This window comes from Streptomyces sp. NPDC057099 (genome assembly GCF_042671245.1).
GTDB classification, from domain to species: Bacteria; Actinomycetota; Actinomycetes; order Streptomycetales; family Streptomycetaceae; genus Streptomyces; species Streptomyces purpurascens.
This window is the reverse complement of the sequence record NZ_JBHUTX010000008.1, coordinates 25,105-39,115: the sequence shown is the minus strand read 5'-3', so window position 1 is coordinate 39,115 and position 14,011 is coordinate 25,105. Positions and strand designations below refer to the sequence as shown.

Below are 14,011 nucleotides of genomic sequence, written 5' to 3'. Positions count from 1 at the left end.
GATCAAGAGACCGTCATCCGGCCAGGCGCTGTCCTGGACCGACCGGACTCCTCCGCCCGGCCCCCTCGCTGTGACCAGGGCAGTCGAAGACCGAGCGGTCGGTGCGCGGGCAGCGGGAGTTGGCTGATTCCGCGATGCGAAGGGATCACTTGCAAACGCGATTGAACGCCCCACGCGACCCCTGCGTACCTACAGCCATCCAGGCGCCCCCCAGAAGCTGCCGGACGGCGGCAAGGCTCCGTCCCCCCAGGAGGAGAGAAGTTTGAGTCACAAGCGAATTCCGAAGCGCAAGGCCGCGATAGCGGTGGGCGGCGTGGTGGCGCTCGGCGCGGCCGCGATCCTGCTCCCCAACGCCAACGCGTCCCAGGACGGTTCGTCCGACGACGCGGCCGCCGCGCCGAAGACACTGAAGGCGGGCGACGCCTCGGATCTCGCCTCGCAGCTCTCCGGGCTCCTCGGTGAGGCGTTCGGCGGCTCCTACTACGACGGCGACAGCCAGCAGCTCGTCGTCAACGTCGTACCGGGCGACAACAACAACGTGATCGTGCAGGCGAAGGCGGCCGGCGCGAAGGTCCGCGAGGTCGACAACAGCTGGTCGGAGCTGCAGAGCGGCGCGTCGACCCTGAAGTCCGACGCGACCATCGCGGGCACCTCGTGGTCGATCGACCCGCGCACGAACAAGCTGCGGGTCACCGCCGACAGCACCGTGACCGGCGCCAAGTGGGACAGACTGGAATCGACGGTCAAGAGCCTCGGCGCCGACATGGCGACCCTGTCGAAGTCCGAGGGCACCTTCAAGCCGTTCGTCTCCGGCGGCGACGCCATCTTCGCGGGCGGCTCGCGCTGCTCCCTCGGCTTCAACGTCACCGCGGGCGACGGTTCGCCCGCCTTCCTGACGGCCGGTCACTGCACCCTCGGCGGCAACGAGTGGTCGGACGCGCAGGGCGGTCAGCCGATCGCCACCGTCGACCAGTCGACCTTCCCGGGAGACGGTGACTTCGCGCTCGTGAAGTACGACGACCCGGCGACCGAGGCGCCCAGCGAGGTCAACACCGGCGATCAGACCGTCCCGATCACCGAGGCCGCGGAGGCGACCGTCGGCCAGGAGGTCTTCCGGATGGGCAGCACCACCGGGCTCAACGACGGCCAGGTCCTCGGCCTCGACGCCACGGTGAACTACCCGGAGGGCACCGTCACCGGCCTCATCCAGACCGACGTCTGCGCCGAGCCCGGCGACAGCGGCGGCTCGCTGTTCACCCAGGACGGTCTCGCGATCGGCCTGACCTCAGGCGGCAGCGGCGACTGCACGGCCGGCGGCGAGACGTTCTTCCAGCCGGTGACCACGGCCCTGGAGGCCGTCGGCGCGACCCTCGGCGCGGGCGGCGCGGGTGCCGGTGCCGGTGAAGAGGCCGGTGCGGGCGAGGAAGCCGGTGCGGGCGCCGGTGAAGAGGCCGGTGCCGGTGAGGAAGCCGGTGCGGGCGAGGAAGCCGGCGCTGGTGCGGGTGCCGGTGAGGAGGCCGGCGCCGGTGAGGAGGCCGGCGCCGGTGAGGAGGCCGGTGCTGGTGAAGAGGCCGGTGCCGGTGCCGGCGAGCAGGCCGGAGGCGAGGAAGCGGGAGCCGGTGCCGGTGAGGAAGCCGGAGCCGGTCAGGACGCCGGGCAGGGCGTCGAGGACAACTCGGGTCTGACCGAGTCCCGCTGACCTGAGAACGTCGGAGCCGGTCCGACGACGCCGCCCGGTCCCGCCCCCTTCCTGGCGGGACCGGGCCGGCCCACCGGCACTTTCGAGCACCGTACGGCGGTGCACCGGGCCGGTCCTCGTGCGGGGGGACCGGCCCCTCCGCGTACCGTGCCCGGACAGCACACCTACCCGACGGCCCTGAGCAGCAACAGCGCGATGTCGTCGAGCCGTTCCTCCCCGTCCCGGTGGTGCCGCTCCTGATGAATGAGACTGTCGGCCAGCTCGTCCAAGGGCTGGTCCCCGGCGTCGGCCAGGCGCCGGCCCAGGTCCGCGAGGGCCTCCTCGAAGTCCGTGCCGGGGGACTCGACCAGCCCGTCGGTGTAGAGGACGAGCAGCGAGCCGGGGGCGAGGGCGACCTCCGTCGTCGGGTACACCGCCGAGGCGTCGATGCCCAGCAGCGGGCCCCCGGCCAGGTCCAGGACGCGCACCCGCCCGTCCGGCCGTCTCAGCAGCGGCGGCGGATGACCCGCCCGGGACATCACGGCCCGGCCGCGCGCCGGGTCGAGCCGCAGATACAGGCAGCTGGCGAACAGGTCGGACCCCAGGTCGAGCAGCAGCCGGTTGGTGCTGCGCATGACCTCCTCGGGCGCCTGGCCCACGGCCGTGTACGCGCGCACCGCGGTGCGGACCTGCCCCATCAGCCCGGCCGCCGTGACGTTGTGGCCCTGCACGTCCCCGATCACCGCCGCCGCCATCCCCTGCGTGCGCACCAGGTCGTAGAAGTCGCCGCCGATGTCCATGCCCTGAGTGGCCGGCACATAGCGGCCGGCCGCCTCGATCCCCGGCAGCGACGGCAGCGAGTGCGGCAGCAGCGCCTCCTGGAGGCCGTGCGCGAGCCGGTGCTTGGCGTCGTAGAGCAGTGCCCGTTCCAGCGCCTGGGCGATCAGCCCCGCCAGGCTGGTCAGCACCGCCCGTTCCTCCGTCGGGAAGGGGTGCGGCTCGGTGAAGGAGAGCACGCACGTCCCCACCGGCCGTCCCTGCGCGATGAGCGGCAGATAGGCCCAGGCCGCGAACCCGTCGGGAGTGGCGAGTCGCGCCGGGTAGAGGCGCTCCAGCTGTTCCCGCGACTCGAAGAACGCGGGCACACCCGTCCGCAGCACCTTCGTTCCGGGCATCGGCTCGGTGAGCGGCATCCCGTCGAACTGTTCCACCGTGTGCGCGTCCCGGTACCCGCGATGTCCGAGCACGCGCAGCCGGTTCGCCTGCGAGCCCAGCACGACCAGGGCCTGGCTGCCCACGGTCGGGGCGATCTCGTCCGCGACCAGTTGCACCACGTCCTGCACCCCGACCGCCTCGGTGAGCGCGCCGGCCAGATTCAGCACCTGGGAGATGGTGACCAGCCGGGACGGCGTCCCGTCGGGCGAGGGCGCGGCCCGGTTCATCTCCGACACGGCCCGCGACCTGGTGATCCGGACGCTGAGGCCCGTCGTGCTCGGATACAGCCGGAACGACAGCCACTCGCCGGGCGGGCGCAGCGCCACGAACGAGGTGGTGTGCTGGCTCAGCAGCGCGGCCCGGTAACGGTCCTCGTACACCGGGTCGTTGAGCCACGGCACCGACGCCCACAGCTGGGTGCCCAGCAGCCGGCTGACCGGGACGTTCAGCAGTTCGGCCGCCGCCGCGTTGACGAAGCCGACCCGCCCGTGCAGATCCAGCGAGACCAGCCCGTACGGCAGCCGGCTCACCATCCGGGCCGCCTCGACCGTGCCGAGCGTGCCGGCGATCCCGCCCACCAGGGGCGAGGCCAGCATGTCGGTCTCGGGGTGCGGCGGGATGCTGAGCTCGGCCGCCCGCTCCAGCCGCACCGCGAGCCGGTCGCAGGCCGCGGTCAGATGCTCGCGCTCATGGTCGGACAGTTCCGGAGGGTGTGCGCCGGGCCAGGTCACGAAGACCGCGCCGTGGACGGTGGACTCGGTGGCCACCGGCACCGCGGCCAGGGCGAACGGGTAGGGCAGCACCACGGCGATGCGCGGATAGTGGCGGGCCATCGCCTCCTCGCCGCCTACCCAGACCAGCCGCCGCTCGCGCGCCGCGTCGGCGACCGGGATGGGCGCGCTCAGTCCCACCCGCTCCCAGGGGGCCGCGAACGCCCGGGGCAGCCCGGCCATCACGGCCATCTCCAGCACCGGCTGATCCGGCGCCATCAGGTACACCGCGCCGGAGTGGGCGTGCACCTCGTCCATCATCGAGGCCAGCGCCAGGGACAGCAGCGGCCGGCCGACCGGCGTCCTGGCGGCTGCCGGCGCCTGTGCGGACGACTGCCCGTCGGACACGCCGACCACCTCCTCGCACGGCCGCGCGACCGGGCTCAGGAACAAATCTCCACCCTGGCGGCCCTTCGCGCACGACGAGCGGCACCGGGACGGCCCTATGGTTACCGTCGGTTACAGCCTTGCGGCTCCATCGAGGGAACTCACGTACCCCGACCGCCGTGTCCCATGCCGCCGAAGTCGAAGCGCGGCCGGGCGTACGGGCGCCGCGCGTGCGCCCCCACGCACCTTGATGGCTGGATCTTCGCGCCCACGCAGGGTCACCATCGCGAACAATGGAGCGGACGCTCAACACGACGAGGGGGGCGTACGGCGAAACCGAGGGGGTGGCAGTGATCCGGGTGCTGTTGGTGCATGACGAGTGTCTGGTGAGATCGGTACTGGCTCAGTGGCTGCGGGAAGAGCCCGATCTGGCGGTGTACGACACGCCGTGGCGCGGCGCCCCGGGCCTGATGCGGTCCGTGCGCCCGGACGTCTGTGCGGCGGACCTGGAGTGCGCGGACTCCTACGGCATCCCTCCGCTGGGCGAGCTGACCCGCCCGGGTCCGGACCGGGTGCGTCCGCGATTACTCGTGCTCGCCACCGCGAACAGGCCCGGACTGCTGAAGAGGGCGGTCGAGGCCGGGGCCCTCGGCTACGTCGACAAGGAGAGCTCGCCGCAGAATCTGCTGCGCGGAATCCGCAGTGTTGCTGAGGGGGAACGTTTCATCAACGACTCGCTGGGCTTCGGTTTCCTCCAGGCGGCCGAGATGCCGCTGACCCGCAGGGAGCTGAGCGTGCTAACCCTCGCGGCCGAGGGAGCCTCCATCGCGGAGATAGCCGGAAGCCTGCACCTGTCCCACGGGACCGTGCGCAACTACATGGCCGCCATCACCCGCAAGACCGGGGCCCGCAACCGCATCGACGCGATCCGCATCTCGCAGGGGCAGGGCTGGCTCTGACCGCCCCCGGGACGGGCCGGGCGCCCAGCTGCCGACTAGGTCCCGGTAGAGCTCCGAGGTCCGCAGCAGCTCCTCGTGATCGCCGTACGCCGTGCTCCTGCCGTCCATGACCAGCACCCGGCCGGCACGGCGGGCCGAGCTGATGCGGTGGGCGACGACCACCAGGGTCCCACCGCGCCGCGCGGCGAAGGCCCGTTCCGCGCGCTCCTCCGTCTCCGGATCCAGGTGACAGGTCGCCTCGTCGAGCAGGGCGAGCGGCGCGTACGACAGATAGGCCCTGGTCAGTGCGATCAGCTGGCGTTCGCCTGCCGACAGGGCCGCCGGGTCGACCCGGGCGCCGAGTCCGCCGAGCCGGCCGGCCAGCGGGGCGAGGCCGACCGCCTCCGCCGCGGCCAGCAGTTCCCCCTCGGGCACCGGGTCCGGCCGCAGATACGCGAGGTTCTCGGCCAGGGTGGCGTCGAAGACGTACGCCTCCTGCGGGATCAGCACGCGCGCGGCGGCCGCCTCAGGTCCGGGCACGGGGTGTCCGCCCACCGTGATCGTCCCCTGGTCCGGTGTGAGGAGCCCGGCGACCAGGGCGGTGAGGGTGGACTTGCCGGTGCCGCTGGGGCCGACGACGGCCAGGTGCGCGCCGGCCGCGATCGTGAGGTCGAGATCCTGGACCACGGGGGCACTGGCGGGGCCGTAGGCGAAGGTGGCGGAGGTGAGGGAGAAGGCAGGGGGCGTGCCCTCGGCCTTCTCCGGCGCGGGGAGTTCGGGGCCCGGCTTCCCCGTGGGCCCGTCGCTGTCCGCCCGGGCCAGCCTGCGCAGCACCACCGTCAGCCGGGAGCCGCTCGTGCCCAGGCCGTGCACCAGGTTGCGCAGGGCGGGCAGCAGGGACTGGGTGACGTAGGCGAGGGCACCGACCAGGGCGCCCGTGGTGACGCCCTGGGCCAGGAGCCACGGGGCGGCGGCGAGCAGCAGCACGATCGGCAGCTGGCCGCCGATCGCCAGGGACGCCACGCGCAGCACGCCCCAGTGGGCCAGGGCGCGCGCCGCCCGCAGCTCCGCCTCGACCCGTTCGCCGGTGCCGGCGGCGATGTGCGCCTCCGCGCCGGTCGCGGTGATGTCCCGCAGGCCCGGGCAGACGGCGCCCAGCTCACCGGCCAGCGCCTCGTCGGCGACGAGGAACCTCTCCTGCCGCCGGGCGAGCGGGCGCAGTGTCGCCGCGAACAGTGCCACTCCGGCGACGAGGGGCGGCCCGACGACGAGCAGCAGCGGCGGGGCGAGGGCGAACAGACCGGCCAGGGCACCGGCGGCGGTGAACACGAAGGAGCGGGAGACCATCACCAGTCCGGCGAAGGTGTCCCGGGCGATCTCCACCTGCTGCGTGAGCCCCGACAACGAGCCCGGGTCACCGGTCCGCACCCCGCGGGAGACGACCCGCTCCACGAGCCGGTCCCGGAGCGGTTCGACCAGGGCGGCGACGGCGGCGTACACCCGCGCGGTCCCCCAGGCGCCGACGAGCACACCGAGCCCGGTCACCGCCAGCCAGATCAGCCCGACATCCGCCCGTCCGCGCAGGAACCCCTCGTCCAGGGCGCGGGCGGGACCGTAGCCGATGAGGAAGGTCTGCCCGGTCTCGAGCACGGACCAGGCGACCAGGCGGAACAGCACCCGGCGGCGGGCCAGCAGGAAGCGCAGGCCCCGGGCGGGGAGGCCGGTTCCGCCGGGCGATCCGCCGTCCCGGGACACCATGCGCGTACGGATCCGGCCCGTCATGCCGGCACACCCCCCTCGGCGCTCGCCCCCGCACTCGCCGGTTCCGTCCCCTCCCCGAACGCCGCCCGGTACGCCGCGAGCCGCCACAGCTCCTCGTGCCGCCCCACCGCCCGCACCCGCCCGTCGTCCAGCCAGGCCACCGCGTCGGCGGACGCCGCCGTCGCGCTGCGGTGGGCGACCAGCAGCCGGGTACCGCCCGGGCCGTCGCCGAGGAGGGCGTCGGTGATGTGGCGCTCCGTCACCGTGTCGAGGCTGGAGAGGGCGTCGTCGAGGATCAGCAGCCGGCCGCCGTGGGCGAACGCCCTGGCGAGGCCGAGCCGTTGGGACTCGCCGCCGGAGCGCGGGGCGTCGGCGACGGCCGTGTCGTATCCGTCGGGGAGGCGGCGGACGAAGTCGTCGGCGAGGGCCGTGCGGGCCGCCTCACGGACGTGGGCGGGGGAGGGGTCCGGCAGGCCGAGGCCGATCGCCTGCTCGACCGTGCCGCCGAGGAGAGCCGGGCGGGCGAAGGCGTAGCCGACGGCGCGGCGCAGGTCGGCGTGGGGCAGGTCGCGCAGCGGCACCCCGTCGAGGAGCACCTCGCCCTCGTCCGGGTCGGCCAGCCGTCCGGCGAGCGCGGCCAGCAGCGACTTGCCCGCACCGGACGGGCCGACCACGGCCAGCGTCGTGCCGCCCGGCACGACGAGGTCCACTCCGTCGAGCACGACGCGTGAGCCACGCCGGGCCGTCACGCCGCGCAGCTCCAGCCGACCGGGTCCGTCGGGCAGCCGGTGTACGCCGAACCCGGTCGCGGGCTCGGTCCGCACCTCACCGAGACGCCGGGCCGCCGCCCGGGCCCGGGCCAGGCCCGCGAGCCGGCCGACCAGGACGCCGACGCCCGTCGCGAGCACCGCGTACCGCGAGGCGGCGAGGACGTCCCCCACCGACAGCCGGTCCCGGGTGAGCAGCACACCGGCCACGGCGACGACCCCGAGGTGCAGCAGCGGCGCCACGGCGACCGCCTGCGCAGCGGCCCGCCCCTGCACCTGCCACATGCGGTGTCCGGCCCGGGACAGATCGGGCAGCGGGCGCAGCACGCGGGCGGTCTCCTTGTCCTCCGTACCCGCCGCCCGGACCGTACGGACGCCTTCGACAGCCTCCGCCAGCGCGGCCGCGATCCGGCCCTGGGCCCGCTGATACCGGGCCGCGCTCTCCGAGGTGTCACGGGAGACGGCGCGCAGCAGAAGGGTGAGGACGGGGGCTCCGGCGAGGAAGACGGCCGCGAGCCACCAGTCGATCAGGCCGAGCGCGACCACGCCGCCGATCGGGCCGGCCAGCGCCGCCAGGAGTGCCGCCCGGGACGAGGGCGTGGTCCCCGCCTCGGCCGCGTTGCCGACCAGACGGGCGACGAGGTCACCGGAGCCGAAGCGGTCGGCCGCCCGGGGGCCGACACCCAGGACGTGTCCGGTCAGAGTGCGGCGCAGCCACGCGGTGGTGCGGGCGTCGACGGTGCCGGTGAGGACGGTCTGCGCCGCGTCGAGCAGGGCGAGCAGCAGGACGAGGCCGGCGCAGCAGAGCACCCAGCGGGTCGCCGGAGCTTGCGCCAGCAGAAGATCGAGGGCCCGGCCGAGCGCGGCCGGCAGCAGCAGTCCGGCACCGGTCGCGGCGATGCTCACCAGGCACAGGGCCACACAGCGGGCCCCGCTGTGCCGGGTGGCCGTACGCAGCAGCGCGCGGGCCGCTCCGGCCGCCGGGTCGTCGTCACCACGCGGGGTCATAGGGGCCTTTCGCGGGACGGGAGGGGCCCCGGGCGGCCCTTTCCCCGAAGGGAGAGGACCGCCCGGAGCCGTACCGCAGACGCGGTCAGAGACAGAGCAGAACGCTCGCGGCGCTGATGCAGGAGAGCAGGCTCACCGTGCTGGCGCCGCCGCCGTCCGTCCGCTCCTCGGACTCGATCGTCTGCAGGTCGAGAAGTGCCATGGTGTGTCCTTCCGTTGGGTGTCCGTCCGTGGTCATCCGTGGGGACGGGGTTGTGTCACGACTCCGCGGGATCGCGGAACCGCGTCATAGGGGCCGCCGGTTCGGCGGCGGGAGGAACGGCAGGTGGGCGTCGGTCGCCGGGTCGAGGGCCGCGCCGAGCGCCAGCAGGCACCCTGCCGTTCCGGTGGCGAGATCCATGGACAGCCGCATCATCTGGTGGCCGGGGAAGGCCAGTTGGCCCTGGTACGCCATCGCGAACCAGCCGAGTCCGGCGATCTGCCCGGCCAGCCGGTCCGCGGTCGCGTCCGGCGAGGTCGTGCGGCTGAGGTGCAGGATCATTCCGGCGCGGCCCTGGAAGAGCCCGGGCTGCGCGTAGAAGCGTGAGGTGGCGGCGGTGAGCACACCGGAGCGGGCCGCGGCGAACTCCTCGGTGAGGTCCGGGGCGTATGCCACGAGGTCGTCGAGGACCATGCCGAGTCCCGCGCTGCCGTCGCCGAGGTAGGGCAGGGTCCGCCAGCCCTCGTCGACCTCCAGCGACCCGCCCTCGCGGGTCACGCAGGACTCCAGGTCCCGGCGCAGGGCGATGGCCGCGGCGTCCAGCCATCCCGCCTTGCCGGTCCACTCGTACTGCCGCAGCATGAGCAGCGCGGGACCGCTCGCGCCCCGCAGCAGTCCGGCGCGCCGCTTGGGCGTGGCCGGCGGCGGCTCGGTGAGCCGCTGCACGAGGATCCGCGCGGCCTCGTCGGCCCGCTCGCGCAGCTCCGTCTCGCCCGTCGTCTCGGCCAGCCGGCCCAGGACGAGGCCCAGTCCGGCCAGTCCGCCGTGCAGGTCGGAGGAGAGGTTCTGCCACCGCTCGGCGAGGATGCCCTCGACCAGGTCCAGCGCCCGCTGCCGGTGCCCGAGCCGGTCCAGGACCAGGGCGACGCCCGCGAGCCCGTCGTACAGGCCGAGCGGTGTGCCGACCGGGGCCGGTGCCGTCCGGGTGAGCAGCCAGCGCTCGCCCTCCTCGTACCGCTCGGCGCCGACCGCGTCCAGCGCGTACAGCACCCCGGCGGCGCCGTGGGCGAGCCCGAGCCCGCCGCCGTCGGAGAACTGGGCGACATCGCCCGGGAAGAGCCGGTCGTCGCGCTCCGGGGTGGCCGAGGCGAGGATCGCCTTGACCATCGAGTCGCGGCTGAACGGCCAGTCGCCGGGGTCCACCGGTGCGGAGGGAGCGGCCACCGTACGGCCGGACACCTCCCGTGTGATCTCCGCGACCGCCTCGTCGAGGAACCCTCGTGGCACGTCGGGGAACTCCTGCGAGATCACCTCGGCCAGATGCGCCGCCTTGCCGCGGTCCACCACGAACAGCGTGGTCACGGGCAGGAACAGGGCCAGACGCAGACAGGCCAGGGCGTAGCGGTCGACATCGGCGCCCCGGCGGTCCGGCGGCGCGAAGAAGCCCGGGTGGGCGACGACCTGGCGGCCGTTCTCCTCGGCCGGGGCCGCCGCCTCGAAGTCGAGGAGGAAGACCGACTCCTCGTCCGGCGCGACCATGATGTTGAAGACGTGCAGGTCGTTGAAGACGATGCCGCGGGCGTGCACCGCCGCCACGGCCTCCTCCACCTCGCGGTGGATGCGCAGTGCCCACGCCGTGTAGGCGGCGACGGCCCCCGCGTCGGGATCCTGTGCCAGCAGCGGATGCCGCTCGGCGAAGAACGAGTTGAGCGGACGGCCCTCCAGGAAGTCCATCACCAGGAACCGGTGGCCGCCGAGCTCGAACCAGTCGCGCACCTCCGGGACCACGCCCGTGCCCGCCACCTGCTCCAGCGCCTGCTTCTCCCGCTCCAGCCGGGCGACCGCGTCGGCCCCGTCCGAGGCGAGTCCCGCGTGCGGCCGGCCCTCCTTGAGGACGACCTTGCGACCGTCGCGGGTGTCGGTGCCCACGTAGACACCGCCGCCGTTGGAGAAGTGCAGCGCCTTCTCGATGCGGTAGGGCAGGTCGCCCGTCGTCGTGTTGTTCCGCGCGTCGAGATGCGGCTTGAGGAACGCCGGCAGCGTCACCCACTCCGGCACCTGGAAGGACGGTGTCCGCCGGTCCGGCACCAGCGTCCCCGCGCCGTCGCGCACCGCCGGCACCAGCGAGCCCCGCTCGTCCACGACGAACGAGCGCGCGAAGGCGCCGTAGCGGACGTACAGCGGGCCCTCGCCCCAGCGCAGATCGGTGAGGATGTACGGCCCCTCGAAGCCCTCCAGCAGCGCGCCCAGCTCGCGCAGCACCTCGTGCAGCTGCTCCTCGTCGGCCGGATAGACGGTGACGAACTTGCCGCTGCCGTCGCGGGGCGCGTACTTGGTGTTGCGCAGGTGCAGCAGGTGCGGGCCGGGCACGAACTTGAAGGGGACGCGCCGCTCGACGCAGTAGTCCCAGACGATCCCGGCGATCTTCTCCGCGTTCGCCCGGGTCGCGGAGGCGTGGATCTTCCAGCCCTGAGCGGGGCCCTGCAGCGGTTCGCCGTCCGGACCGGGCGGCGTCATCGTCAGCCAGTCGCCGATCCGCGCCGTCTCCCACCCCTCGGGCACGGGCCGGCGGGCCGTCTCGTAGAGGTGCGCGGCCGCCCCCTGCGAGGCCTCCTGCCCGCCTCGCGCCAGCCGGTCCGGTGTCTCGTAGAAGTGCCGGTCGGCCAGCGCGTACACCTCGTACCGCTTGTCCATGCGTCCCCCTCCGTGATCAGCACCGAGCTTTCCAGCCACGCGCCGGGCCGGGACAGTCACGGCTGTCACGAGAACGGCGTGCGGAACGCATAGGTAAAGACCTGTTCGGTTCCGTTCGAGCGGACGCGTCGCTGCTGGTCCACGGAACGCCCACAGGGGCTGCGCAGGTGTCGCATAAGCGCTGTAATGGCCAACGTGGTCAGTGAGGGCGCACCGGAACCCCGAGAACGCAGAACGCGAATGCTGCGTGTCGAAGGTGCCCTCAAAGCGATCGCGGTCGATCAGGAATCGCCAGAACGAGTGCACCGTGTCCTCGAACAGGCACTCGTCTTCGCCGGCGCCGCGTTCGCCGCCCTGTACACCCCCGGCCAGGACGGCGAGCTGCTGCGCCTGGTGGAGTCGGCCGGGGTGCCGAGGACGCTGTACGGACTGCGCGACAGCTATCCGCGCACCGGGCGGTCCCCGGTCGCCGAGGCCCACCGCGGCGGACGCCCCGTCTCGCTGGGCCCCGCGGAACTCGCCGAGCACGTCCAGGCCCGGCGTGTGCCGTCCCGGGACTTCTTCCTGACCGCCCTGCCCGTCCACGGGGACGGCGGCGGCTGTCTCCTCGCCGTGTGCGAGCGCCCCGGCGGATTCGACGCCGACGACCGCGAGTGCCTCCAGCTCATCTCCGAGGCGGTCGCCTTCCCCGCCCCGGCCGCGCCCGCCGAGGGGGGTGAACTGCCGCCCGGCGCGTTCAGCCTCGCCATGGACACCGGCCGCGTCCGGGCCGGCGACGACCTGCTGGACCTGTTCGGCCTGGACCCCGTGGAGTTCGACGGCCGGGTCGAGACCCTGCTCGGCCTGACCGTGCCGGAGGACCTGCCCTCGCTGATGTCCGTGGTGGAGGCCGACCACATGTCCATCGGCGACCGGGAGCTGGAGTTCCGGGTGCTCCAGCCCACCGGACCCCCCAAGTGGCTCAGGCTGCGCGGGCGCCTCCTGCCCGGCGGCGTGGGCCACTCCGCACGGCTCGTGGGCACCGTCGACGACGCCTCCACGCTGCGCTCCGACGTCACGGACGTGGCCCGCGTCCAGCGCCTGGCCGCCGCGCTGGCCACCGCCGTCACCGTCCGCGACGTAGGCGAGGCCGTCGTGGCCGCCCTGCGCCGGCCGCTCAGAGCCGACCGCATCGCGCTCGCCGAGCTGGAGAGCGAGCGGCTCGTCGTCACCGTCCTCGACCCGCCCGAACCCGAGGTCTGGCCCGAGCTGTGGCGCCGGGAGTGGCGCACCGAATGGCCCGACGCGCCCGTACGCGCCATGCCCACCCTCGCCGCCGCCCTGCGCGAGGGCCGCGCCCGGATCTGGCCCGCCGGCAGCGCCCTGGAACGCGGCCTGTCCGAGGTCGGCCCCGGCGGCCTCGCCGTCCTGCCGCTGCCCGCCGGGAACCGCATGGCCGGCGCCTGCCTGATCGGCTGGGACACACCGCACGACTTCGGCTCCGACGAACGCGCCCTGCTCACCGCCTGCGCCGGCCTCGCCGGACAGGCCCTGACGCGGGCCCGCGCCTTCGACGCCGAACACGAACTCGTCGGGATGCTCCAGCGCCAGCTGCTGCCCCGCCGCCTGCCCCGGCTGCCGGGCGCCGAGGCCGTCGCCCGCTATCTGCCCAGCACGGCGGGGCTGGAGCTCGGCGGCGACTGGTACGACGTCATCCCGCTGCCCGACCACCACGTCGCCCTCGTCATCGGCGACGTCCAGGGCCACAGCGCCGGCGCCGCCACCCTCATGGGCCAGATGCGCACCGCCCTGCGCGCCTACGCCGTCGAAGGGCACACGCCGGACGTGGTGGTCTCGCACGCCAACCGGCTGCTCATGGACATGGAGACCGACCTCTTCGCCACCTGTGCCTACGTCGACATCGACCTGGAGGAGGGCTCCGCCTGGTGCGTGCGCGCAGGGCACCTGCCGCCGGTGCTGCGCTACCCGGACGGCACGACCGAGATCGCGGAGGCCGAGGGCGGACCGCCCCTCGGGGTGATCACCCAGGCCGACTTCCCCATGAGCCCGCTCCGGCTCCCCGCCGGCACCCTGATCGCCCTGGTCACGGACGGACTCGTCGAGACGCCCGACTCCGACATCGACGAGGGCATGGACCGCCTCGCCGACGAGCTGGCCGCGTCCGCCCCCGTCGATCTGGGGCTCGTCGCCGACGCCCTCCTCGGCAGCGCCCAGCGCAGCGACGACGTCGCCGTGCTCCTCCTGCGCTACGACGGCATGGACCTGCGCCCGCTGCGGGAGAGCTGGACGGTGTGGCGTGTGCCGCAGGCGGTCGGGCACGCCCGCCGCTTCGCCCGGCGCACCCTGCGCTCCTGGGGCGTCACCGAGGACTTCGACGCCGCCCTCCTCGTCGTCTCCGAACTCGTCACCAACGCCCTCGTCCACACCGACGGCCAGGTCCGCATGGATCTCACCCTCATCAACAACCGCCTGCGCGTCGCCGTCGCCGACGCCTCACCGCGCTCCCCGGTCAGACCGACCAGCATCGGCTGGGAGGCCACCGGCGGCCGGGGCGTCCTCCTCGTCGAGGCACTCTCGGCGACCTGGGGAACTCTGCCGGTCAGCGGCGGCAAGCAGGTGTGGGCGGAGATGACGCTGGGGCGCTGAACACTCTG

General features: G+C 74.0%; 7 protein-coding genes and 1 pseudogene. 3 read left to right on the top strand and 5 right to left on the bottom strand.

All coding sequences use genetic code 11. The features are described from left to right. Positions 1-262 precede the first annotated feature (262 nt). Positions 263-1,699, top strand: a complete 1,437-nt coding sequence (locus ACFT4A_RS13630) for a S1 family peptidase (protein WP_382829200.1) — start codon at positions 263-265, stop codon at positions 1,697-1,699. A gap of 164 nt (positions 1,700-1,863) precedes the next feature. On the opposite strand, the gene ACFT4A_RS13625 is transcribed toward ACFT4A_RS13630, so the two are convergent. Then, entirely contained in the window at positions 1,864-4,020 is a 2,157-nt protein-coding gene (locus ACFT4A_RS13625; protein WP_382829723.1) for a SpoIIE family protein phosphatase, read from the bottom strand. Between the two features lie 263 nt (positions 4,021-4,283). On the opposite strand from ACFT4A_RS13625, the pseudogene ACFT4A_RS13620 reads away from it, so the two are divergent. Then, positions 4,284-4,865 (top strand): annotated as a pseudogene (locus tag ACFT4A_RS13620) (LuxR C-terminal-related transcriptional regulator); the annotation flags it as partial. Here ACFT4A_RS13620 and ACFT4A_RS13615 read toward each other — a convergent pair. From ACFT4A_RS13615 to lanKC, 4 genes are all read right to left on the bottom strand, one after another. Next, positions 4,788-6,710 (bottom strand): ATP-binding cassette domain-containing protein, encoded by a 1,923-nt coding sequence (locus tag ACFT4A_RS13615; RefSeq protein ID WP_382829197.1) that lies wholly within the window; start codon positions 6,708-6,710, stop codon positions 4,788-4,790. The pseudogene ACFT4A_RS13620 and the gene ACFT4A_RS13615 overlap by 78 nt on opposite strands. Further along, positions 6,707-8,464 carry an ABC transporter ATP-binding protein gene (locus ACFT4A_RS13610; RefSeq protein WP_382829194.1) on the bottom strand — a complete coding sequence of 586 codons (1,758 nt, stop codon included), beginning with the start codon at positions 8,462-8,464 and terminating at the stop codon, positions 6,707-6,709. Before ACFT4A_RS13610 ends, ACFT4A_RS13615 begins: the two co-directional genes overlap by 4 nt. Before the next feature lie 85 nt (positions 8,465-8,549). Then, a complete protein-coding gene (locus ACFT4A_RS13605) occupies positions 8,550-8,666 on the bottom strand; it encodes a SapB/AmfS family lanthipeptide (protein WP_010040504.1) in 117 nt (38 codons plus the stop codon). 84 nt (positions 8,667-8,750) lie between these two features. Further along, complete coding sequence (lanKC, locus tag ACFT4A_RS13600; protein WP_382829191.1) at positions 8,751-11,357, bottom strand: class III lanthionine synthetase LanKC; 2,607 nt, start codon at positions 11,355-11,357, stop codon at positions 8,751-8,753. Between the two features lie 186 nt (positions 11,358-11,543). Here lanKC and ACFT4A_RS13595 point away from each other — a divergent pair, with 186 nt between their 5' ends. Further along, entirely contained in the window at positions 11,544-14,003 is a 2,460-nt protein-coding gene (locus ACFT4A_RS13595; protein ID WP_382829188.1) for a SpoIIE family protein phosphatase, read from the top strand. The last annotated feature ends 8 nt before the right edge of the window (positions 14,004-14,011 follow it).

What these genes read in the sequence shown, in the direction of transcription:
- ACFT4A_RS13605 (WP_010040504.1), bottom strand. Translation starts at nt 8,666, where the DNA reads ATGGCACTTCTCGACCTGCAGACGATCGAGTCCGAGGAGCGGACGGAC.
- ACFT4A_RS13615 (WP_382829197.1), bottom strand. Translation starts at nt 6,710, where the DNA reads ATGACGGGCCGGATCCGTACGCGCATGGTGTCCCGGGACGGCGGATCG.
- ACFT4A_RS13610 (WP_382829194.1), bottom strand. Translation starts at nt 8,464, where the DNA reads ATGACCCCGCGTGGTGACGACGACCCGGCGGCCGGAGCGGCCCGCGCG.
- lanKC (WP_382829191.1), bottom strand. Translation starts at nt 11,357, where the DNA reads ATGGACAAGCGGTACGAGGTGTACGCGCTGGCCGACCGGCACTTCTAC.
- ACFT4A_RS13595 (WP_382829188.1), top strand. Translation starts at nt 11,544, where the DNA reads ATGGCCAACGTGGTCAGTGAGGGCGCACCGGAACCCCGAGAACGCAGA.